19 protein-coding genes are annotated in these 19,715 nt (G+C 64.5%); 13 read left to right on the top strand and 6 right to left on the bottom strand.

All coding sequences use genetic code 11. From position 1 onward, the window contains the following. The first annotated feature begins 54 nt into the window (after positions 1 to 54). From O3299_RS01285 to O3299_RS01330, 10 genes are all read left to right on the top strand, one after another. On the top strand, positions 55 to 1,260 hold the full coding sequence (locus O3299_RS01285; protein WP_305061326.1) for an MFS transporter: 1,206 nt from the start codon (positions 55 to 57) through the stop codon (positions 1,258 to 1,260). A gap of 86 nt (positions 1,261 to 1,346) precedes the next feature. Continuing rightward, a complete protein-coding gene (locus O3299_RS01290; protein ID WP_305061327.1) occupies positions 1,347 to 1,874 on the top strand; it encodes a hypothetical protein in 528 nt (175 codons plus the stop codon). Between the two features lie 7 nt (positions 1,875 to 1,881). After that, positions 1,882 to 3,516 (top strand): GMC family oxidoreductase, encoded by a 1,635-nt coding sequence (locus tag O3299_RS01295; protein ID WP_305061328.1) that lies wholly within the window; start codon positions 1,882 to 1,884, stop codon positions 3,514 to 3,516. After that, entirely contained in the window at positions 3,513 to 4,469 is a 957-nt protein-coding gene (locus tag O3299_RS01300; protein ID WP_305061329.1) for a triacylglycerol lipase, read from the top strand. Before O3299_RS01295 ends, O3299_RS01300 begins: the two co-directional genes overlap by 4 nt. A gap of 302 nt (positions 4,470 to 4,771) precedes the next feature. Beyond that, a complete protein-coding gene (locus tag O3299_RS01305) occupies positions 4,772 to 8,407 on the top strand; it encodes an EAL domain-containing protein (protein WP_289899207.1) in 3,636 nt (1,211 codons plus the stop codon). A gap of 135 nt (positions 8,408 to 8,542) precedes the next feature. Continuing rightward, complete coding sequence (locus tag O3299_RS01310; protein ID WP_305061330.1) at positions 8,543 to 9,160, top strand: phasin family protein; 618 nt, start codon at positions 8,543 to 8,545, stop codon at positions 9,158 to 9,160. 138 nt (positions 9,161 to 9,298) lie between these two features. Further along, positions 9,299 to 9,970, top strand: a complete 672-nt coding sequence (locus O3299_RS01315) for a TetR/AcrR family transcriptional regulator (RefSeq protein ID WP_034758777.1) — start codon at positions 9,299 to 9,301, stop codon at positions 9,968 to 9,970. Between the two features lie 41 nt (positions 9,971 to 10,011). After that, entirely contained in the window at positions 10,012 to 10,785 is a 774-nt protein-coding gene (locus O3299_RS01320) for a hypothetical protein (RefSeq protein WP_099664834.1), read from the top strand. An 11-nt stretch (positions 10,786 to 10,796) separates the two neighbouring features. Next, entirely contained in the window at positions 10,797 to 11,342 is a 546-nt protein-coding gene (locus tag O3299_RS01325) for a TIGR00730 family Rossman fold protein (RefSeq protein ID WP_180278808.1), read from the top strand. A 312-nt stretch (positions 11,343 to 11,654) separates the two neighbouring features. Continuing rightward, entirely contained in the window at positions 11,655 to 12,248 is a 594-nt protein-coding gene (locus O3299_RS01330; RefSeq protein ID WP_289906729.1) for a PEP-CTERM sorting domain-containing protein, read from the top strand. Between the two features lie 126 nt (positions 12,249 to 12,374). Here the strand turns inward: O3299_RS01330 and O3299_RS01335 are convergent, their stop codons facing one another. The 3 genes from O3299_RS01335 to O3299_RS01345 all read right to left on the bottom strand — a co-directional run bounded on the left by O3299_RS01335 (position 12,375) and on the right by O3299_RS01345 (position 14,035). Beyond that, a complete protein-coding gene (locus tag O3299_RS01335; protein WP_034758768.1) occupies positions 12,375 to 12,887 on the bottom strand; it encodes a YgjP-like metallopeptidase domain-containing protein in 513 nt (170 codons plus the stop codon). 171 nt (positions 12,888 to 13,058) lie between these two features. Further along, positions 13,059 to 13,475: a KGG domain-containing protein gene (locus tag O3299_RS01340; RefSeq protein WP_305053453.1), complete on the bottom strand. Its 417-nt coding sequence runs from the start codon at positions 13,473 to 13,475 to the stop codon at positions 13,059 to 13,061. Between the two features lie 47 nt (positions 13,476 to 13,522). Next, positions 13,523 to 14,035: a phasin family protein gene (locus O3299_RS01345; RefSeq protein ID WP_099664830.1), complete on the bottom strand. Its 513-nt coding sequence runs from the start codon at positions 14,033 to 14,035 to the stop codon at positions 13,523 to 13,525. Positions 14,036 to 14,380: 345 nt separating this feature from the next. On the opposite strand from O3299_RS01345, the gene purU reads away from it, so the two are divergent. Both purU and O3299_RS01355 read left to right on the top strand, forming a co-directional pair. Next, the gene (gene purU, locus O3299_RS01350; protein WP_077401742.1) at positions 14,381 to 15,262 is read left to right on the top strand and encodes a formyltetrahydrofolate deformylase; all 882 of its coding nucleotides are present in this window, start codon (positions 14,381 to 14,383) and stop codon (positions 15,260 to 15,262) included. 39 nt (positions 15,263 to 15,301) lie between these two features. After that, on the top strand, positions 15,302 to 15,844 hold the full coding sequence (locus O3299_RS01355; protein ID WP_070291303.1) for a YaeQ family protein: 543 nt from the start codon (positions 15,302 to 15,304) through the stop codon (positions 15,842 to 15,844). A 60-nt stretch (positions 15,845 to 15,904) separates the two neighbouring features. Here O3299_RS01355 and O3299_RS01360 read toward each other — a convergent pair whose 3' ends face one another. Further along, positions 15,905 to 16,690: a head GIN domain-containing protein gene (locus O3299_RS01360; RefSeq protein WP_305061331.1), complete on the bottom strand. Its 786-nt coding sequence runs from the start codon at positions 16,688 to 16,690 to the stop codon at positions 15,905 to 15,907. Between the two features lie 188 nt (positions 16,691 to 16,878). On the opposite strand from O3299_RS01360, the gene O3299_RS01365 reads away from it, so the two are divergent. Next, complete coding sequence (locus tag O3299_RS01365; RefSeq protein ID WP_305061332.1) at positions 16,879 to 17,514, top strand: SAM-dependent methyltransferase; 636 nt, start codon at positions 16,879 to 16,881, stop codon at positions 17,512 to 17,514. Between the two features lie 62 nt (positions 17,515 to 17,576). Here O3299_RS01365 and O3299_RS01370 read toward each other — a convergent pair whose 3' ends face one another. Together O3299_RS01370 and O3299_RS01375 are read right to left on the bottom strand one after the other, a co-directional pair. Next, positions 17,577 to 18,851, bottom strand: a complete 1,275-nt coding sequence (locus O3299_RS01370; protein ID WP_305061333.1) for a cytochrome c — start codon at positions 18,849 to 18,851, stop codon at positions 17,577 to 17,579. After that, positions 18,848 to 19,582 (bottom strand): cytochrome c, encoded by a 735-nt coding sequence (locus tag O3299_RS01375; protein ID WP_370385261.1) that lies wholly within the window; start codon positions 19,580 to 19,582, stop codon positions 18,848 to 18,850. The genes O3299_RS01370 and O3299_RS01375 overlap by 4 nt, the downstream gene beginning before the upstream one ends. Positions 19,583 to 19,715 lie beyond the last annotated feature (133 nt).

Here is a 19,715-nt window from a genome sequence, read left to right on the forward strand (position 1 = left end):
TTTACAGATGGTGATCGCGGGGCCAGCATGGCGTTTTGATTGTCAGGAACTGCCATGTCCACCATGTCCTCGCGCACAGCGCTGCCGTCCGCCGCGCTGCCACTCTCCATTTATCTGCTTTCCCTGTGCAGCTTTGCCTTCGGCTTGTGCGAATTCATCGCCGCCGGCCTGTTGACGCCCATGGCGCGCGACCTGCACGCCAGCGTGGCGGCGGCCGGCGGCGCCATCGCCGCATATGCGCTGGGGGCGGCCATCGGCGCACCGATCCTGACGGCCCTGCTGGCGCGCCGGCCCGTGCGCCAAGTGCTGGTGGCCACCATGCTCGTGCTGGCGGCCGGCAGCGTGGCCATGGCGGCCGCGCCGGCGCTGGGCGCGCTGCTGGGGGTGCGCTTTGCCGTCGGCCTCGCGCATGGCGTGTTCATGGCCATCGCCTCGCATGCGGCCACCAGCCTGGTCGACCCGTCGCGCGCGGGCCGGGCGCTGTCCATCGTCTGGCTGGGCCTGACCCTGGCGCTGGCGGGCGGCGTGCCGCTGGGGACGTGGCTGGGCGCCGTCGCGTCGTGGCGCTGGGTATTTGCGGTGATCGGCGTGCTGGCCCTGTGCGGCGGCGCGGGCTTGCGCCTGGCCATGCCGGCCGCGCGCCAGCAGGCCGCCACCACATCGGCCCTGGCCAGCCTGCGCGCCATCCTGCAACCGCCCCTGCTGCTGGCGGCCGGCGTGGCGGCGCTGGTCAGCGTGGCCACCTTCAGTTTTTTCACGTATGTCTCGCCCTTCCTGCTGCAACTGGGCGGGCTCGATGCGGGCTGGCTGGGCGCCGCCATGCTGTGCTTTGGCGCGTGCGCCATCGGCGGCAACCTGCTGGGCGGCTGGTGCGCGGACCGTCCCCACGCGCTGCGCGCCACCATGCTGGCCCTGGCCGCGCTGGCGCTCAATCTGCTGGCCTTTTATCTGCTGCGCGCCCATCCCCTGGCCATGCTGGCCCTGTGCGGCACTTTGGGCTTGCTGTTCTTTGCTCTCGTCACCCTGTCGACCATGGGTTTGCTGCGCCTGGCGCGGCGGCATTGCCCGGGCAGCGACGCCGTGGCGGCGGGCTTGAATATCGCCGCCTTCAATGGGGGCACGGCGCTTGGCGGCGCACTGGGCGGCGCGCTGATCGTCGCCTGCGGCTTGCCCAGCATCGCCATCGGCGGCGCGCTGGCGGCGCTGCTGGCCATGCTGCTGCTGTGGTTTCAGTCGCAAAAACTAGACTCTCCGCTCTAGTTTTTGCGTTCAAACGCCCACTGCCTTTGGCGTACACTGGCTTGCAAAAGGCGGTATAAAACAAGGGGAGACATGGCAATGGAGACATGCTGATGCGACGCAGATCGTTTCTGAAACTGGGTGTGCTCGGCGCCTGCGCGCTGGCCGCCGGCGGCGCCGCGTACCGGCTGGTGCGCGGACCGTCGCCGCCTGGCCGCTTCGTGCTCGATGGCGCGGCGCGCGCGGCGCTGGCGGCCATCGTGCCGGCCATGCTGGGCAGCGCGCTGCCGCGGGAAGCCCCCGCGCGCGCCGCGGCGCTCGATGGCGCCATCGCCGGCGTGGACACGGCCATCCGCGGCTTGCCCCTGGCGGCGCAGCAGGAAGTGCAGGATTTGTTCGGTTTGCTGGCGCTGGCGCCCGCGCGGCGCTTCGTCGCCGGCGTCAAAGATGGCTGGCGCGAAGCCGACCCCGCCCAGGTGGCCGCCTTCCTGCAATCGTGGCGCACGCACCGCCTGGCCACCCTGCAGACGGCCTACCTGGCCCTGCACGACCTGATCCTCGGCGCCTGGTATGCCGATGCCGCCCACTGGGCCGCCATCGGCTATCCGGGACCGCTGCCCGAACTGAGCGCATAAGGCATCCATGAGCACATCTCCCATACCCGATCCCATCGCCATCGGCGTGGCCGGCGGCTGGAACGTCACCGACGCCAGCACCCTGAATGCCGACCGCACCCTGGAGGCGGATGTCGTCGTCATCGGCAGCGGCGCCGGCGGCGGCGTGACGGCGGAAATCCTCGCGCTGGCCGGTCTGAAGGTCTTGATCGTCGAAGAGGGCGGCTTGAAGTCTTCGCGCGACTTCAAGATGCGCGAAGCGGACGCCTATCCCGCGCTGTACCAGGAATCGGCCGCGCGCAAGACGCGCGACAAGGCCATCAACATTTTGCAGGGGCGCACCGTCGGCGGTTCGACCACCGTCAACTGGACGTCGAGCTTCCGCACGCCGCCCGGCACCCTCGATTACTGGCGCAAGCATTTTGGCTTGTCCGGCTATTCCGTGGACGCCATGGCGCCGTGGTTCGCCATGATGGAAAAACGCCTGCACGTGAGCGACTGGGCCGCGCCGCCGAATGAAAACAACGACTTGTTGCGGCGTGGCGCCGCGGCGCTGGGCATCCCCACGGCCGCGATCCGGCGCAATGTGAACGGCTGCTGGAACCTCGGCTACTGCGGCATGGGCTGCCCCACCAACGCCAAGCAATCGATGCTGGTGACGACGATCCCCTCGGCGCTGGCGCTGGGCGCGGGCTTGCTCGTGCATGCGCGCGCGGAACGCTTCAGCTTCAAGGGCGAGCGCATCGACAGCCTGCAGGTGACGGCGCTCGATGCCGCTGGGCAGGCGCCCACGGGCGTGCGCCTCACCTTGCGCGCCAGGCACTTCGTGCTGGCCGGCGGCGCCATCAATTCGCCCGCGCTGCTGCTGCGTTCGCAGGCGCCCGATCCGCACGGCTTGCTGGGGCGGCGCACCTTCTTGCATCCGACGGTGATTTCGGCGGGTTTGTTCAAGCAGCGCGTCGACGCCTATGCGGGCGCGCCGCAGACGATTTATTCCGACCATTTCCTGCACACGGCGCCCATCGATGGCCCCATCGGCTACAAGCTCGAAGCGCCGCCCCTGCATCCGCTGCTGATGGCCACCACCATGGGCGGCTTCGGCGACGAGCATGCGCGCACCATGCGCGACTTCCCCCATGCGCACGCCTTGCTGGCGCTGCTGCGCGACGGCTTTCACCATGAAGCGGCGGGCGGCAGCGTATCGATCGACAGCTTCGGCGCGCCCGTGCTCGACTATCCGCTCACGCCCTTCATCTGGGATGGCGTGCGGCGCGCGCTGCTGTCGATGGCGGAAATCCAGTTCGCGGCCGGCGCGCGGAGCGTGTATCCCGTGCACGAGCTGGCCAGCCACTACACCAGCTGGACGCAGGCGAAACAGGCCATCGGCGATTTGCCGATGAAGGCGCTGCTGGCGCGCGTGGTATCGGCCCACGTGATGGGCGGCTGCGCCATGTCGGACGATGCGCGCCTGGGCGTGACGGGCGCCGACGGCCGCTACCACGGCGTGCGCAACCTGTCCGTGCACGATGGCTCGGTGTTCCCCACCTCGATAGGCGCCAATCCGCAACTGACGCTGTATGCGCTGGCCGCGCGCCTGGCCAGCGGCCTGGCGCGGGAGCTGACGGGCAAGCCGGCGCCCGTTCCCGTCGCAGGCACGGCATGATCGCGCGCGTCCTCAAGTGGCTGATGCTGCTGCAAGTGCTGGCCGTGCTGGCGGTGGCGTACCTGGCCATGCATGCCTGGGGCGTCGCGTCGCCGGTGCTGGCCCTGCTGCTGGCGGGCGCCATGCTGCTGGCCGTGCGCGCGCTGGTCGTGGCGCGCAATTTCCGGGAAAGCCGGCATCTTGGCAGCCCCGTGCCGCCGGAGCATCAGTTGGGCGTGCGGGGCGCCGCGCGGCTGTTCCTGGGCGAGTTGCGCGCCACGCTGTGGACGTCGTCATGGGGCATGCTGCGTCCGCGCCTGCATGCGGCCGACACTGTCGCTGGCCAGGGCTTGCCCGTGCTGCTGATCCACGGCTATGTGTGCAACCGCGGCTACTGGGCGCAGCTGAGCCGGCAGCTGGCGCGGGCCGGCATCGTGCACGACGGCGTCGACCTGGAACCGATAGGCGCCGATATCGAGGAATTCGTGCCGCAGGTCGAGCAAGCCATCGCGGCGCTGTGCGCCCGCACGGGCAGCGACCGCGCCATCATCGTCGCCCACAGCATGGGCGGCCTGGTGGCGCGCGCCTGGCTGCGCCATTACGGCGCGGCCCGCGTGGCGCGCATCGTCACCATCGGCACGCCGCACCACGGCACGGCGCTGGCCAATGTGGCGGCGGGCGCCAATGCGCGCCAGATGAGCCGTATCCATGGCGCGCCCAGCGGCTGGCTGGCGCAGCTGGCCGCCAGCGAGACGCCGGAAACGCGCGCCCTGATCACCTCGATTTACTCGCACCACGATAATATTGTCGCGCCGCAATCTTCCGCGCATTTGCCCGGCGCGCGCAATCTTGCCTTCGGCGGCATCGGCCACGTGGCGCTGGCCAGCGATGCGCGCGTGCTGCGTCAGCTGTTGGAAGAAATCACTATCAAGACCGAAGTCGCCCAGCCCCCATCTTCCCCCCGTTTTGCCTGAATCCTGTTGTGTTTTATCTGCATGGCAAGACTGTCTCTTTTGACTCTGCTGTTGCCCGTGTTTAACAGCGTCACGGGCAGAAAATGCTGTTTTCCACTGGCGTACTGTATTAAGCTAACGTCAGAAGACGGCTGGCGGAAATTTGTTCCCGAGGCCGCTTGCGAAGCTCTGCAGGTATCCTGCGCACAGATATTTTTCTGGATGTATGGCAAGATGTTATAGGATTGTTATGTTAGCCGCGCATGCGGAAAGTTGAACGCAGGCGGAAAATGAGTCCATGCAGTTTTTATTGGGGGCGCTAATTGTCCGCACGTATCCTGATTATTGAAGATAACGCCACCAATATGGAATTGATGGTGTATTTGCTGCGCGCCTTCGGGTACACGCCGCTGGCAGCCTATGACGGCGAAGAGGGCGTGCGCATGGCGCGCAGCGAATTGCCGGACTTGATCATTTGCGACGTGCATTTGCCCAAGCTCGATGGCTACGGCGTGGTGGCGGAGCTGAAGAAAGACCCGCGGCTGCGCGCGATCCCGGCCCTGGCCGTGACGGCGCTGGCCATGGTGGGCGACCGCGAACGCCTGCTCGAGGCGGGTTTCAATGGCTACATCGGCAAGCCGATCGAGCCCGACCTTTTCGTTGCGGAGCTGGAGTCTTTTTTACCCGGGGCGCCGTCGACGCCAGTTAAAAACGACATAGCCACCATCCTGATCGTCGATGATCATGTGCTGAACCGCGAGTTCCTGACCGCGCTGCTGGGTTACGGCGGCCACCGCCTGCTGGAAGCGGCGAATGGCGCCGACGCGCTGGAAATCCTGCGCACCGAGCGGCCCGACCTGATCATTTCCGACATCCTCATGCCGAACATGGACGGCTACGAATTCGTCACGCGCGTGCATGCCGATCCCGCGCTGACCGACGTGCCCATCATCTTCTATACGGCCACCTACCGCGAGCAGGAAGCGATCTTGCTGGCGCAGGCCTGCGGCGTGCGCTGGGTGCTGCCCAAGCCGTCCGACCCCGAGGTCATCGTGCGCACCGTCAACGAGGCGCTGGGGCTGATGCCGGCGGCGGCACAGGTGCAGGGGGCGCCGGGCGCCGGCGGCGCGGCGCTTCCCGCCTCGGGCAAGCTGGCCGGCATCGAGCACCAGGTCAGCGGCTACCTCGATGAACTCGAATCGAGCAGCCAGCAGATTTCGCAGCTGGCCAGCCAGCGCGAGGGCCAGGCCGCCATCCCCGAAGACCTGGGCGTCATGACGGAGCGCCTGTCACGTTCGCTGTCTAGCCTGCAGGCGGTCAGCCTGCGCCTGACGGCCTTGATCGAGCTGGGCATCGAGCTGGGCGCCGAACGCGATCCGCGCGCCCTGATCGAGGCGGGCTGCAAGGTGGCGCAGAATATCTGCGTCTCGAAGTACGCCTGCATCGGCGTGCTGGAAGAGGGCGCCGAAAAGCTCAGCTATTTTTCTTCGTGCGGCGCCGAGAAAAACCTCGAGCGCATCGCCAGCGCGCCGCGCACGGGCATCCTGAACCGCTTGCTGGAGCAGCGCCAGCCCTACCGGGTCAATGGCTTGAAGGGCGACCCCGGCGCGCTGGGCCTGCCCGACACGCACCCGCCCGTGCACTCCTTCCTGGGCGTGGCCATCGCCTCGCGCGAACGCAGCCACGGCTGGCTGTACCTGGTCGACAAGCTGGGGGCGACTGAATTTTCCGAAGTCGACGAGCGGGTCGCCGCCACGGTGGCGGCGCAGATCGCCGTCGCCTACGATAACCTGCTGCTGTACGACGAGATCAAGCGCCATCACGAGCAGCTGACCCTGGACATGGCGGCGCGCATCCGCCTCGATGAAGACTTGCGCCGCTTCCGCCTGGCGATGGACGCCACGGCCGACGCGATTTTCCTCGTCGACCGCGCCGGCATGTGCTTCGTCGACGTCAACCAGACGGCTTGCCGCATGCTCGGCTTCGAGCGCGAGGATTTCCTGCGCGTGGGGCCGGGCCGCGCGCACGACGGCGAATCCCAGCTGGAAGAGCTGTACAACAAGCTGCTGGCCGGCGACCAGGGCGGGCCGATGACGGAATTGCAGCTGCAGCGCAAGGACGGCTCGCCGCTGTCGGTGGAAGTGCAGCGGCGCACCCTGCGTTCGGGGCAGAGCTGGATCCTGGTGGCCGTGGCGCGCGACATCACCGAGCGCAAGGATGCCGAGCAGCGCCTGATGAAGCTGGCCCATTTCGACACCTTGACGGGCTTGCCGAACCGCAGCCAGTTTTACGTCTCGCTGACCCATTCCCTGGCCCAGGCGGCCGAACACCAGTGGGCCGTGGCCGTGCTGTTCATGGATATCGACCGCTTCAAGAATATCAACGACACCCTGGGCCACACCATCGGCGACGACCTGCTGCGCCAGTTTTCCAGCCGCCTGGTCGATTGCCTGCGCGTGCGCGATACCATCGGCCGCTTTGGCGGCGACGAATTTGCCACCATCCTGGTGCTGCCCGACGGCGCCCAGCATGCCGTGGGCGTGGTCCACAAGGTGCGCGAGGCGATGCGCAAGCCCTTCGACTTGCAGGGCCATGAAGTGACGGTGACGGTCAGCATCGGCATTTCCGTGTACCCCGACGATGGCGTCGATGCGGACACGCTGATCCAATATGCCGACACGGCCATGTACCGCGCCAAGGAGGCGGGCCGCGACGCCTTCCGCTTCTTCACGGCCGAAATGAATGCGCAGTCGATGGCGCGGCTGGACATGGAAAACGCCCTGCGGCGCGCCATCGACAACGAGGAATTCGTGCTGTTCTTCCAGCCCAAGGTGAATATCATCTCGGGGCGCATCAGCGGCGCCGAAGCGCTGATACGCTGGCGCCGCCCCGGTCACGGCATGGTTTCGCCGGCCCTGTTCATCCCCCTGCTGGAAGAAACGGGACTCATCGTGCGCGTCGGTAACTGGGTGCTCGACGAAGCGTGCAAGAAGATCAGCGAGTGGGGCGCCAGCAGCATCGGGCCCGTGCACCTGTCGGTGAACGTCTCGGGCATCCAGTTTTTCGTCGGCGGCCTGGAAGAGGAGGTGCTCAAGGCCATCCGCAAATACGAGATCGCGCCCGAACTGCTGGAGCTGGAGCTGACGGAAAGCTCGCTGATGTCGAACGCCGAGGAAACCATCGCCGTGCTGCGCAACCTGAAGGCGCTGGGCATCCAGATTTCCATCGACGATTTCGGCACCGGCTATTCCAGCCTGGCCTACCTGAAGCGCTTCCCCATCGACAAGCTGAAGATCGACATCGCCTTCGTGCGCGAAGTCACCAGCAATCCGGACGACGCGGCCATCGTGCTGGCCATCATCAGCATGGCGCACAGCATGAAGCTGGAAGTGATCGCCGAAGGCGTGGAAAACGACGCGCAGCTGGCCTATTTGCGGCGCCACGGCTGCGACGAGATGCAGGGGTATTATTTCAGCCGCCCCGTGCCGCACGAGGAATTCGAGCAGATGTTGATGGGCGGCAAGTTGCTGCAGGCGCCTGAGGATGCCGCCGGCGAAGAGCAGCAAACTTTGCTGATCGTCGACGACGATGTGTTCATGCTCGACGTGCTCAGCGACTTCCTGGCGCAGGACGGCTACCGCATCCTCACGGCGCAGACGGCCGCCGAAGGTTTCGACATCCTGGCGCGCCACAAGGTGCAGGTGATCCTGTGCGACCAGTGCATGCCGCTCATGAGCGGCACCGAATTCATGGAACGGGTCAAGCACCTGTGTCCCGACACTTTCCGCATCATGCTGTCGGCCTTTGCCGACCTGACGCCCATCATGGCGGCCATCAACCGCGGCGCCGTCGACCGCTTCTACACGAAACCGTGGAAAGGCGCCGTACTGCGCGAGAATATCCGCGAAGGCTTCCGCCTGCACAAGCTGCTGCATGGCCAGGTGAAGGCGGCGGCCTAGGCGCTGGCCGCTGCGTGCGCTGGCGCACCTTCCGAGGCAGCTTTCTATCGGATTAGACTCCCGTCTCTAGTTTTGCTCACTAGAATAAAAAGTATCCATGAAGTGGCATGGCCTTTCATATGACGGGAGCTGGCGATGGTGAAGAAATTGAAGGAATTGGCGGAAGACAAGGAATTGGCGAACGCCGTGCGCTCGTCCGCGCAGCAGATATGGCAAGCGGGCCTGGGCGCCTTCGCCAAGGCGCAGGAAGAGGGTGGACGCGTGTTTTCCCGGCTGGTGAAGGAAGGCACGGAATTCCAGAAGCGCGCCGAAGACAAGGTTTCCGGCGTCAGCGACAGTGTCAGCAAGCTGGCCGATGGCGTGGGCAAGCAGGCCAGCGGCTCCTGGGACAAGCTGGAACAGGTGTTTGAAGAGCGTGTCGCGCGCGCCCTGGCCACCATCGGCGTGCCCACGCAACAGGATATTTCCGCACTGCACGCGCAAATCGAGGCCTTGAGCCGGCAGGTGGCGGCGCTGTCGGCCCAGACCGCGCCGGCGCCCAAGCCGAAGGCCGCGGCCAAGCCCGCCGTGAAGGCGGCGCCGAAAATTGCACCGAAAACCGCGCCGAAAGCGGTCGCCGCCAAGGCCCCCGCCAAGCCGGCAGCCCGGAGCGCGCCGCGCGCCGCGGCCAAGCCGGCCAGCAAAGCGGCGAGCAAGCCGGCAAGCAAGCCGGCAAGCAAGCCGGCGGCGAAGAAAAAAGCGCCGGCCGCCTGAGCCGGTGCCGCATCCCTCCAGCCTGCGCGAGCAGGCTTTTTCTTGCCCGGGCTTTTCGCCGGCGCCCGGGGGCGGAGTGTTTCATTACAGCTATCTTAGGTGGTATGCTTGAGGCAGAACACAGAGAGATTGCCCGCCATGCTACAAAAAGCACCACGCCGTACCCGCGAACGCATCCTGGAGTTGTCGCTGCGCCTGTTCAATGAGTTTGGTGAGCCGAATATCACGACGACCGTGATTGCGGAAGAGATGAACATTTCGCCCGGCAACCTGTATTACCACTTCCGTAACAAGGACGACATCGTCAATTCCATCTTCGTCCAGTTCGAGGCGGAAATCGAACGCATCCTGACCGTGCCCGACGGGCGCCGCTCGAATATCGAGGATGTCTGGCTGTATTTGCACCTGATGTTCGAACTGATCTGGCGCTACCGCTTCTTCTATCGCGACCTCAACGATTTGCTGTCGCGCAACCGCAAGCTGGAACTGCACTTCAAGCTGATCCTGGCGCACAAGATCAAGGTGGCCACGCAGCTGTGCGAAGACTTGCGCAGCGAACAGTCGCTGGAAGCGTCGGACATGGAAGTGGCCGCGATGGCGACGAATATGGTGGTCGTCGCCACCTACTGGCTGTCGTACGAATATGTGCGCAACCCGCGCAAGTACAGCGAGCAGCAATCGATGTCCGACGCGCTGGCGCGCGGCTGTTACCAGGTGCTGTCCCTGATCGGGCCGTATTTACGCAATGAAACGCATTTGCTATTTCGCAAACTGTCGGAAGAGTATGTGACAAAACTCAAGAACGACTGACGCGACTGCTGGCGCCACGTCGTCATTTACAGGAGAGATATATGGCTTGGAAACAATTTCCTTATCCGGACGAAGCATATGTCTACACCCCGCAAACCCTGGAAGCGGCCTGGGCGCGCCTGCATGCGGGCGACGTGGAACCCTTTCCCACGCACCCGGCGCTGGTGCAGGCGTGGCTGGCCTTCCATGCGGGCGACTTCGAGCGGGCCGTGAAACTGGGCCTGGCTGTCGGCGTGCCCGGCTATGCGGTGGCGCACAAGGCGACCTGCATCTATGCCACGCACCTGGAAGTGGACGACAGCCGGAAACTCGACATGTACGAGGAAGTGGCGGAGCGCTGCGAACGCCAGCAGAGCGAGCAGCCGGACAATCCGGCCGGCTACTACTGGCACGCCTACAGCCTGGGCCGCTATGCGCTGGGCACGTCCGTCGTCAAGGCCCTGGCGCAGGGCATGGGCGCGCGCGTGCGCAATAGCCTGGACCGCACGATGACGGTGGCGCCCATGCATGCGGAAGCGCATATCGCGTTTGGGATTTATCATACGGAAATTATCGACAAGGTCGGCGCCATGATAGGCGGCCTGACCTACGGCGCCAACAAGGAAGATGGCTACCAGCACTTCAAGACGGCGCTGGCCCTGACGCCGTATTCGGCGCTGGCGCACAGCGAATATGCGCGCGCCTTGAATATGCTGGACGGAAAGAAAAAGCTGGCGGAAGCGCTGGCCCTGTATGAAAAGGCGGCCGAGTGCGTGGCACTGGACGCCAAGGAGCGCCTCGAGGTCGAGGCGGCGATCGATGAATTGAAAGGGTAGGGAATACTGTGATCAAGGCTTTATGTGTGTATTGCGGCGCCAACGCGGGCGTCTCGCCGGACTATGCCGTGGCGGCGCGCGAACTGGCGCGCGTGCTGGTGGCGGAAAATATCTCGCTCGTGTATGGCGGCGGCAAGGTGGGACTGATGGGCGTGATCGCCGATGAAGTGCTGCGCCTGGGCGGCGAGGTGACGGGCGTGATTCCCACCCAGCTGGTCGAGCGCGAAGTGGGCCACACGGGCTTGACGCGGCAGTTCATCGTGAAGGACATGCACGAGCGCAAGGCGATGATGGCCAGCCTGTCCGACGCCTTCATCGCCATGCCCGGCGGCTATGGCACCCTGGAAGAGCTGTTCGAGATGCTCACCTGGGCCCAGCTGGGCTTGCACGCCAAGCCCATCGGCTTGCTCAATGTCGACCGTTTTTATGACGGCTTGATCGCTTTCGTGCAAAACGGCAAGGAACAGGGCTTCATCCGCCCGCAGCACGCGGCGTTCCTGAACGCCGATGCCGATCCTGCGGCCCTGGTGCAGCGGTTGAAGGATAGTGCGCCGTAAATCTTCTTTGTGAAGTCTCATCCAGAGCCATGCATTGTGAAATGCATGGCTTTTTTATTTCTGTGCGGGAAAATTGATCAAGATCAATTAATTAATTAATATAAATATAGCTAGAATGTTTCCACTAAGGCATGTTTTTTTGAAAATGAAGATGCTTTTTATGCATGAATGTGTTCTACTGCAATTGTTCAAAAGACAGGCATGTCGGACACCCAGCGAGGCGCCTCCCGTTTCCCGCTACGACGCCTAGATATTGCAAGTTGCCACAACCTCGCTACTTCATCATCTTGAAAGGATACTATTGTGAAACCAATGACTCTCTTGCGCGCGACTGCCGTCGCCGCCATTCTCGCCGCCGGCGGCGCCCATGCACAAACCACCATCATCGGCTTCGATGCGCTGGAGCAACCCGGCATTCTCGGATCCGTCTTCGATTCCTATTCCGAAGGCGGCTACAATTTCGACAGCAGCTTCTTGGGCTTGCTCAGTTCTGCCCATCAAAGCAACTTTGCCTATGCCGGCTCGGCCGGTCTTGGCGCCACCGTGCTGACGACGACAACCTTGAGCCGTACCGATGGCGCCGCTTTCTCGCTGAGCTCGATCCGTCTGGCTGACTTCGTGAGCTTGCCTGGCCCTTACGACGTGACGTTCTTCGGCCATCAGGTGGGCGGCGGCACGGTGACCCAGACCTTCAGCCTCGATGGCAGCCATAACTTCAGCGATTACACGTTCACGGGTTTCAACAACCTGCTGTCGGCAACGTGGCAGGAGGGCGCCTTGCACACCTTCCAGGTCGATAATATCGCCGCCAGCGTGAGCGCCGTGCCGGAACCGGCCACCTACGGCATGATGCTGGGCGGACTGGGCTTGCTGGCCTTCCTGCGCCGCCGCAAAAACGCCGCCTGAGCCTGAGCACGCTGCCGGTCCCGCCGGCACATGCGTCAAGAGCCGCCCGTCTTGCCGGGTGGCTACTCTGACCCACGCCAACAATGCCGCCCAATGGATGCCCGGGGCGGCATTGTTACATGGATGTCATGACCACAGGCGCTGGCCGGACAGGTCGAGCTGGGTCAGGTACAGGCGCACGTCGAATTCGTACTGGTGGTATTGCGGTTCCATATACGTGCACAGCTTGTAGAACGCCTTGTCATGCTGCTTTTCCTTCACGTGCGCCAGTTCGTGCACGGCGATCATGCGCAGGAATTCCAGCGGCACTTCCTTGAACATGGTGGCCACGCGGATTTCATGCTTGGCCTTGAGCTTGCCGCCCTGCACGCGCGAGATCGAGGTATGCAAGCCCAGCGCGTGCTGGATCACATGGATCTTGCTGTCGAACGCCACCTTGTTGATGGGTTCGGCATTGCGCAGGAATTCATTCTTCAAGTCCTGCACATACTGGTATAAAGCCTTGTCGTTGCGTACATCGTGCGCGTTCGGATAGCGTTTCAACAGGACATCGCCCAGCTTGTCTTGCGCGATCAGTTGCTGCACTTGCGCTTGCGTTTGTTCGGAATAGGCGCTCAGGTATTTCAGGGATGGCTGCATGCGGGGAAGGGCGGGGCGTGGCGCGGAGGTGTCGGTAAGGCGAGAATGTACCATACCGCCGCCCCCCGCGCTGCGCCAGCCCTTGCACGGGGCTGCCAGGGCTGCCAGGGCCGCCCCTGCCTACCTGCATCAGGCCGCGCGCCGCAGGGGCAGCCCGGCGGCCGGCCCCGCTCAGCCCGCTCCGCCTGCTCCGCCCTTGTCGTCCTCGTCCTTGCCGCCTTGCCGGCCGGGGCGGCCCTGCTCGGTGCCGCCGCTGCGCGTGGCCGTGCCGCTGCGGCTTTCATTGGCGCGCTGGGCCGACTGCCGGCTTTCGCCGCCTTTGCGGCCGATTTCCGCCATGTGTTCGCGGTTGCGGCTGACGGCTTCGCCGCCTTTCTGTCCGGCCCGGCGCGCTTCTTCCGAGTCGAATTCATGCGCCGTGCCCTTTTGATGGGCTGCCTGGCCGCCCTTGCTGGCGATTTCGCGTTGCTGTTCCTCGTTCATGGCGGCGAAACCGCGCTTGCTCGGGCCTTTGCCGCTGCCCGATTCGCCGGCTTTCTGGCTGCTGCCAGCGCCTTTGCCCTGTTCATTACCTTGATTGCTAGCCATGTCGCTCTCCTTGCTGTCGAGTGGGGTCAAGTGGTCAATTCAAGTGCTCAATGCGCCTGATCGGATTGCCTGCCGGTATCGCGGCTGCGGCCGGCGCCATTGCTGGGGGCCGTGGCGTGCATCTTTTCGATCATTTCACGCTGGCGCTGCGTGGCTTTTTCCGTTTCCTCGGCCGTCTTGCGCACCACTTCGTCAGCGAAGGCCACGGCCGTGCGCCTCGCTTCGGGCAGGTGGTTCTCTGCCGTGCGGTTCATTTCGACATTGGCGTTGGCGACGAGGTTGCCGAGCTGCTGCTGGTACTGCTGCAGCTTGTTGCTGCTCGGCTGCAACTGGGCTGCGGCCAGCGACATGAACTCGCCCGTGTCGCGCGCGCACAGCAGTTGCTGGCTGGCGCTGCTCCATTCCTGCAGCAAGTCTTGCGCCAGCCGCAGATGCAGCTCGCTCAGTTGCTGCGCCGTATCGACCAGCTTGCGCGATAGTTCCGTGGCGAAATTGCACTGGGCCTCCAGGTGGGACTTCAGGGCGGGGCTGAAACTGGGGGAAATACTGTTTGTGAACATGTTCTACCTCAATGAAAAACGGATCCAGGAAACACCCGGTGCACCGGATGCGGCGTATGGTGAAACAAGCAAAGGGATAGACGCCGGATGGCGTGCCAGGTTCCACGCCAGTTGCCCGTTTGGCGGGGGAATGGCGCCTGGCAGGCGGAAAAATGCGATGACTTTGTGTTGGATCAAATGAACGTGAATCGTCTTGCCGCCGCCGGCAGCCATGCTGCTTGTGTGGAAAATGCGGGTTGACCGGCCCGGCCGTGCGACAATAGCCGGCTCGCGGCAGCGCAGCCGATGGCCGGCGCGCGTGGCTGAGCCGAGCATAGCCCACTTTTTTTGCTTTATTCCGCGACCATGACGCATCCCGAATACATCCTGACCCTGTCCTGCCTGGACCAGCGCGGCATCGTGCACCGCGTGTCCGGCTTCCTGGCCGAACGCGGCTGCAACATCCTCGATTCCGCCCAGTTCGGCGACCAGGAATCCCAGCTGTTCTTCATGCGCGTGCATTTCGCGCTGGAAGACGGCGCCGTCAGCGACGCCCAGTTGCGCAGCGACTTCGCCGACCTGTCGCAAGCCATGCAGTTGAACGGCCCCTTCCACGGCCAGCTGCACGATGCGCGCGTCAAGCCGCGCGTCATGCTGATGGTGTCGAAGATCGGCCATTGCCTGAACGATTTGCTGTTCCGCTACAAGAGCGGCTTGCTGAACGTGGAAATTCCCGCCATCGTGTCGAACCACATGGAGTTCTACCAGCTGGCGGCCAGCTACAATATTCCGTTCCACCACCTGCCGCTGGCCACCGGAGCGCCGGAAGCGGCCAAGCTGGCGCAGGAAGCGAAGATCATCGACTTGATGGACACGCACAAGATCGACCTGGTGGTACTGGCGCGCTACATGCAGATCCTGTCGCCCGGCCTGTGCCAGGCGCTCGACGGCCGCGCCATCAATATCCACCATTCCTTCCTGCCCAGCTTCAAGGGCGCCAAGCCGTATGCGCAGGCGCATCACCGCGGCGTCAAGCTGATCGGCGCGACGGCCCATTTCGTCACGGGCGACCTGGATGAAGGCCCGATCATCGAGCAGGACGTCGAGCGCGTCGACCATGCGATGGATGCGGAAACCCTGACGGCCATCGGCCGCGACGTCGAGTGCGTGGTGCTGGCGCGCGCCGTGAAATGGTTCGTCGAGCACCGCATCCTGAAAAATGGCGACAAGACCGTGGTTTTCCGCTGATACCGACTTCACTATTCACTTTACCGAGACAGAAACACGATGGCCCTCAAAGCAACAATTTTCAAAGCCGATCTGCAGATCGCCGACATGGACCGCAATTACTACCAGGATCACGCGCTGACCCTGGCGCGCCACCCGTCCGAAACGGACGAGCGCATGATGGTGCGCCTGCTGGCGTTCGCCATCCACGCCGACGAGGCGCTGACGTTTACCAAGGGCCTGTTCGACACGGAAGAGCCCGACCTGTGGCAGAAAGACTTGACGGGCGCTATCCAGCTGTGGATCGAAGTGGGCCAGCCGGACGAAAAGCGCATCCTGAAGGCGTGCGGCCGTTCGGAACAGGTCATCGTCTACAGCTATGGCGCAACCAGCCACATCTGGTGGAAGCAGATCGCGAACAAGCTGGAACGGGCGAAGAACTTGACCGTGATCAACTTGCCGTCGGAAGCGGCGCAAGACATGAGCAAGCTGGCGCAGCGCACGATGCAGCTGCAATGCACGATCCAGGATGGCCAGATCTGGCTGACGGACAGCGTCAATACGGTCCTGATCGACCGCGAACCGGTGAAGCCGGCCCGCTGATATAGCCTGTCTGAAACGCAAAAAGCCCGGATCGCTCCGGGCTTTTGTCATTGCGGGGGCTTAATTCGGCGCCGCGCCCAGCCGCTTGATGCTGCTCGAACGCTGCATGCTGCGGCTGATGCGCGGGTCGCCGTAGTAGCTCACTTCGCCCGAGCCGCCGATGCTGATGGTCAAGTCATCCTTGGCCCACACCTGCGCCTCGCCCGAGCCGCCGATGCTCACCTGCACGTCGCGCGCGGCCAGCTTGCCCGCCTGGATATTGCCCGAGCCGCCGATGGAGGCCGTCAGTTGCTCCGTCTTGCCGCTGGCCTTGAAGTTGCCGCTGCCGCCGATGGCGATGGAGACCTGGCGGCTGTCGAGGTCGCGCGCGTGGATGGAGCCGGAGCCGCCCACGTCGAAGCGCAGATTCTCGGCGCGCAAGCCCGTGGCCGTGATGTTGCCCGAGCCGCCCACGCTGATGCGTTCCACCTGACGCGCCTGGATGACGATGTTCAGGCTGCTCTGGCGGAAGTTGGCGTTGCGCTTGGCGGGGCGGATGCGCAAGGTGCCGTTTTCCACCGCCGTCTCGATCAGCGGCAGGATATTATCGTCGGCCTCGATGGTGATGCTGTCCGTGTTGCCGATACGCAATTCGACCGTGCCCGGCACGTTCAGCGCCACGGCATGGAAATTGCCCACTTCGCGCGTCTGCTTTTGCAGCTTGCCGCTGCCCTGGATGCTGTTGCCGGAAATCCAGTCGAGCGGCGAGGCCAACGCCGGCGCGGCCGGGAGGGCCAGCGCGCAGGCGGCCAGCAGCAGGACGGTGGCGGCGCGGGCACGGCGTGGGTGGAAAAGTGTCGGTGTCATTCTTGCTCCCTGTTTGGAATTGGTATACTTGCATGGTATGCCAGCCGGCCGCGCCTGCGTAGCGCGCTGCGACAGACTGCGTCAGCAGCGGCATGGAATGCAGGAGGATGCGACAGGATGGCATGAGGTATCATGCCGGTATTGGATATACGACGACCGGTACGCGCCGGTCACACTACTGGAATTACATGCTGATCATCACCATCAAACAGGGCAAGGAAAAGAGCTTGCTGGGCCAATCGTGGATTTACGCGTCCGCGATTGAAAAAGTCGAAGGCAAGCCGCAGGAAAAAATGAGGCCCGGCTCGACGGCCATCGTGCAAAGCTCATCGAAGCAATTCATCGCCCGCGCCGCCTACAATTCGAAGTCGCAGATCCGCGCGCGCATCTGGAGCTTCAAGGAAGACGAACCGGTCGACCACGCGCTGATCAAGCGCCGCGTCAAGGCCGCCATCGAGAAAAAATTATCTGCCATCAAGAAGGCGGGCGAAAACCAGCTGTTGACCCTGATCAAGGGCGAAGACGAGGGCTTGCCCGGCCTGGTGGTGCAACTGTTCGGCGGCGTGCAAGGCTACCTGATCTGCGAATTCAACGCGGGCGGCGTCGATGCGTGGAAAGTGGCTATCGTGCAATCGCTGATGGCTTCCACGGGGTGCGTCAACGTGTACGAGCGCTGCGACGACCTGATGCGCAAGGGCGAAGGCTTGCCCCTGATCGACGGCGCCCTGGCCGGCGAAGAGCCGCCCGATGAAGTCATGCTGACGGACAACGGCGTGCGTTATGCGCTGGACCTGAAGACGGGGCACAAGAGCAAGTTCCGCTGAGGACTGCTGCTTGAGATAAAAAAAACCGGCGCTGGCCGGTTTTTTTTATTTCCGCAGGCGCGCTACTCCAGCGGCACGCTGCGGTATTTATTGACTTCCAGGGCCGACACGGCCGGTGCATCATTGCCCCACGACGCACGCAGGTACGTGACCACGGCCGCCACTTCCGCATCATCCATGACGGGGCCGAACGGCGGCATGCCGTAGGGGCGCGGGTTGCCTTTTGTTCCGGGCGCGAAGCCGCCGTTGAGCACGAGCCGGATGGCGTTGACGGCCGACTCCGTCGTCAGCGCGCGGTTGCCGGCCAGCGGCGGGTAGCCGGGCGGCACGCCCTTGCCGTCGGCCTGGTGGCAGCTTGCGCATTGCGCCTCATACAGTTTCGCGCCCAGCGCCAGTTGCTGCCGGGCTTGCTCGGATGTGTCGCGCGGCGCCCGTTGCGCGGGCTGCGCAGGACCGGGCAGGCTTTTCAGGTAGACGGCCATCGCTTGCACGTCGGCATTGCTCATGTGCTGCAGGCTTTGCCGCACGACTTCCGCCATGGGGCCGAAGACGGTGGCGCGCGGCGACACGCCCGTTTGCAGCAATTCCACGATGTGCGCCGTGTCCCAGTCGCCCAGGCCCGCTTCCGCATCCGACGTCAGCGACGGCGCATACCAGCCCAGCACGGGAATCAGGCCGCCCGACAGGCCGTCGTCGCTGCCGCCCAGGGTCGTGCGGCTGCTATGGCAGGCGCTGCAGTGGCCCAGGCCCTGCACCAGGTAGGCGCCGCGGTTCCATTCCATGCTTTTGCCCGTCAGCGGCTGGTACACGCCCGGTTTGAAATACAGGGCGCGCCAGGCTGCCAGCGCGATCTGCTGGTTATAGGGGAAGCGCAGCGCGTGCGGCTGGTTGGCTTGCCGGTGCGGCGGCACGCTCTGGAAATACGCGTACAGGGCGTCGCTATCCTCGCGCCGTACCTTGGTGTAGCTGGTGTAGGGAAAGGCCGGATACAGCAGCCGGCCATCCTTCGACTTGCCGTTGTGGATGGCGCGCCAGAAATCGTCGGCCGTCCAGCTGCCGATGCCCGTTTCCCTGTCGGCCGTGATGTTGGGCGAAAGCACCTTGCCGAACGGCGTCTGCAAGGCCCGGCCGCCCGCGTAGGGCACGCCGCCGCGCGTCGTGTGGCAAGCCATGCAGTCGCCCGCCTTGGCCAGGTAGGCGCCGCGCGCGACCAGCTGTTCCTGGCTCAGGGTGCTGGCTGTGGCCGGCGGTCCCACGTCGTCCGCCGGCCACAGCAGGAATTTGGCGCCGGCTGCGCCGATGGCGACGACGACGGCCGCGAGCATCCATTTTTTCATGGCGCCACCTGCGCGCCGGAGCCGGGCACGCCGCCGCAATGCAGCGGCAAGGGCAGGGCGATGTTTTCCGCGGGACGCGCGTCGGCGCTGGCCACTTGCGTGCCCAGCCAGGCCGAGACGGCGCCCACGTCCGCGTCGGACAGGCGCTGCGCCACTTGCGCCATGCAGTCGGGCGCATGGGCGCGGCGGATGCCGTTCTTCCACGCACCCAGCTGGGCGTTGATATAGTCGCGCGGCAAGCCCAGCAAGCCGGGGATGGCGGGTACCACGCCGGCCAGCTGCTGGCCGTGGCAGGCGATACAGGCGGGAATTTTTTTGCCGGCATCGCCGTGCAGTACCAGCTGCTTGCCCCGCGCCAGGGCCGTCGTGCCGGCGCTGCTGGGTTGGGCCGGCGGCGGGGCAGGGTGCTGTGCCGCAAAATAGTCGGCAATCTCGCGCAGGTAATCGTCAGGCAAGTGTTCCACCATATAGTTCATCATCGGATACTGGCGCCGTCCCTCGCGAAAGTTCAGCAACTGGTTGTACAGGTAGCCGGCCGGCTTGCCCGCGATGCGGGGAAAGAAGGCGTCGTGGCGTTCCTTTTGCGCATGACAGGCCGTGCACGCCTTGATGCGCTGTTCCAGGCTGTCGTGGCTGGCGGAAATGGCAGCGGGCGCGGCCAGCGCCATGCCGGGCAGTGCGACGGCCAGAGCCAGGGTCAGCACCGGCACGAGGGGGGAATGCAGTAGCATGGAGAGTTGCATGGAAAAGTAACCTGTCTCGTCGGTCGATTATGGCGTGCCGGTGTTGCTGCCCGGATGTTGTTACCCTAGCATATAACGGGTGCTGTCACTGTGACAGGATCAGTTGTGCAATAAAACTACG

The sequence above is a fragment of the Janthinobacterium sp. SUN176 genome (assembly GCF_030587335.1).
Taxonomy (GTDB): Bacteria; Pseudomonadota; Gammaproteobacteria; order Burkholderiales; family Burkholderiaceae_D; genus Janthinobacterium; species Janthinobacterium kumbetense.

Excerpts from the sequence above, each read along its gene's own strand:
- O3299_RS01285 (WP_305061326.1), top strand. The coding sequence starts at position 55 with ATGTCCACCATGTCCTCGCGCACAGCGCTGCCGTCCGCCGCGCTGCCA.
- O3299_RS01290 (WP_305061327.1), top strand. The coding sequence starts at position 1,347 with ATGCTGATGCGACGCAGATCGTTTCTGAAACTGGGTGTGCTCGGCGCC.
- O3299_RS01295 (WP_305061328.1), top strand. The coding sequence starts at position 1,882 with ATGAGCACATCTCCCATACCCGATCCCATCGCCATCGGCGTGGCCGGC.
- O3299_RS01300 (WP_305061329.1), top strand. The coding sequence starts at position 3,513 with ATGATCGCGCGCGTCCTCAAGTGGCTGATGCTGCTGCAAGTGCTGGCC.
- O3299_RS01310 (WP_305061330.1), top strand. The coding sequence starts at position 8,543 with ATGGTGAAGAAATTGAAGGAATTGGCGGAAGACAAGGAATTGGCGAAC.
- O3299_RS01315 (WP_034758777.1), top strand. The coding sequence starts at position 9,299 with ATGCTACAAAAAGCACCACGCCGTACCCGCGAACGCATCCTGGAGTTG.
- O3299_RS01320 (WP_099664834.1), top strand. The coding sequence starts at position 10,012 with ATGGCTTGGAAACAATTTCCTTATCCGGACGAAGCATATGTCTACACC.
- O3299_RS01330 (WP_289906729.1), top strand. The coding sequence starts at position 11,655 with ATGACTCTCTTGCGCGCGACTGCCGTCGCCGCCATTCTCGCCGCCGGC.
- O3299_RS01335 (WP_034758768.1), bottom strand. The coding sequence starts at position 12,887 with ATGCAGCCATCCCTGAAATACCTGAGCGCCTATTCCGAACAAACGCAA.
- O3299_RS01340 (WP_305053453.1), bottom strand. The coding sequence starts at position 13,475 with ATGGCTAGCAATCAAGGTAATGAACAGGGCAAAGGCGCTGGCAGCAGC.
- O3299_RS01345 (WP_099664830.1), bottom strand. The coding sequence starts at position 14,035 with ATGTTCACAAACAGTATTTCCCCCAGTTTCAGCCCCGCCCTGAAGTCC.
- purU (WP_077401742.1), top strand. The coding sequence starts at position 14,381 with ATGACGCATCCCGAATACATCCTGACCCTGTCCTGCCTGGACCAGCGC.
- O3299_RS01355 (WP_070291303.1), top strand. The coding sequence starts at position 15,302 with ATGGCCCTCAAAGCAACAATTTTCAAAGCCGATCTGCAGATCGCCGAC.
- O3299_RS01360 (WP_305061331.1), bottom strand. The coding sequence starts at position 16,690 with ATGACACCGACACTTTTCCACCCACGCCGTGCCCGCGCCGCCACCGTC.
- O3299_RS01365 (WP_305061332.1), top strand. The coding sequence starts at position 16,879 with ATGCTGATCATCACCATCAAACAGGGCAAGGAAAAGAGCTTGCTGGGC.
- O3299_RS01370 (WP_305061333.1), bottom strand. The coding sequence starts at position 18,851 with ATGAAAAAATGGATGCTCGCGGCCGTCGTCGTCGCCATCGGCGCAGCC.
- O3299_RS01375 (WP_370385261.1), bottom strand. The coding sequence starts at position 19,582 with ATGCTACTGCATTCCCCCCTCGTGCCGGTGCTGACCCTGGCTCTGGCC.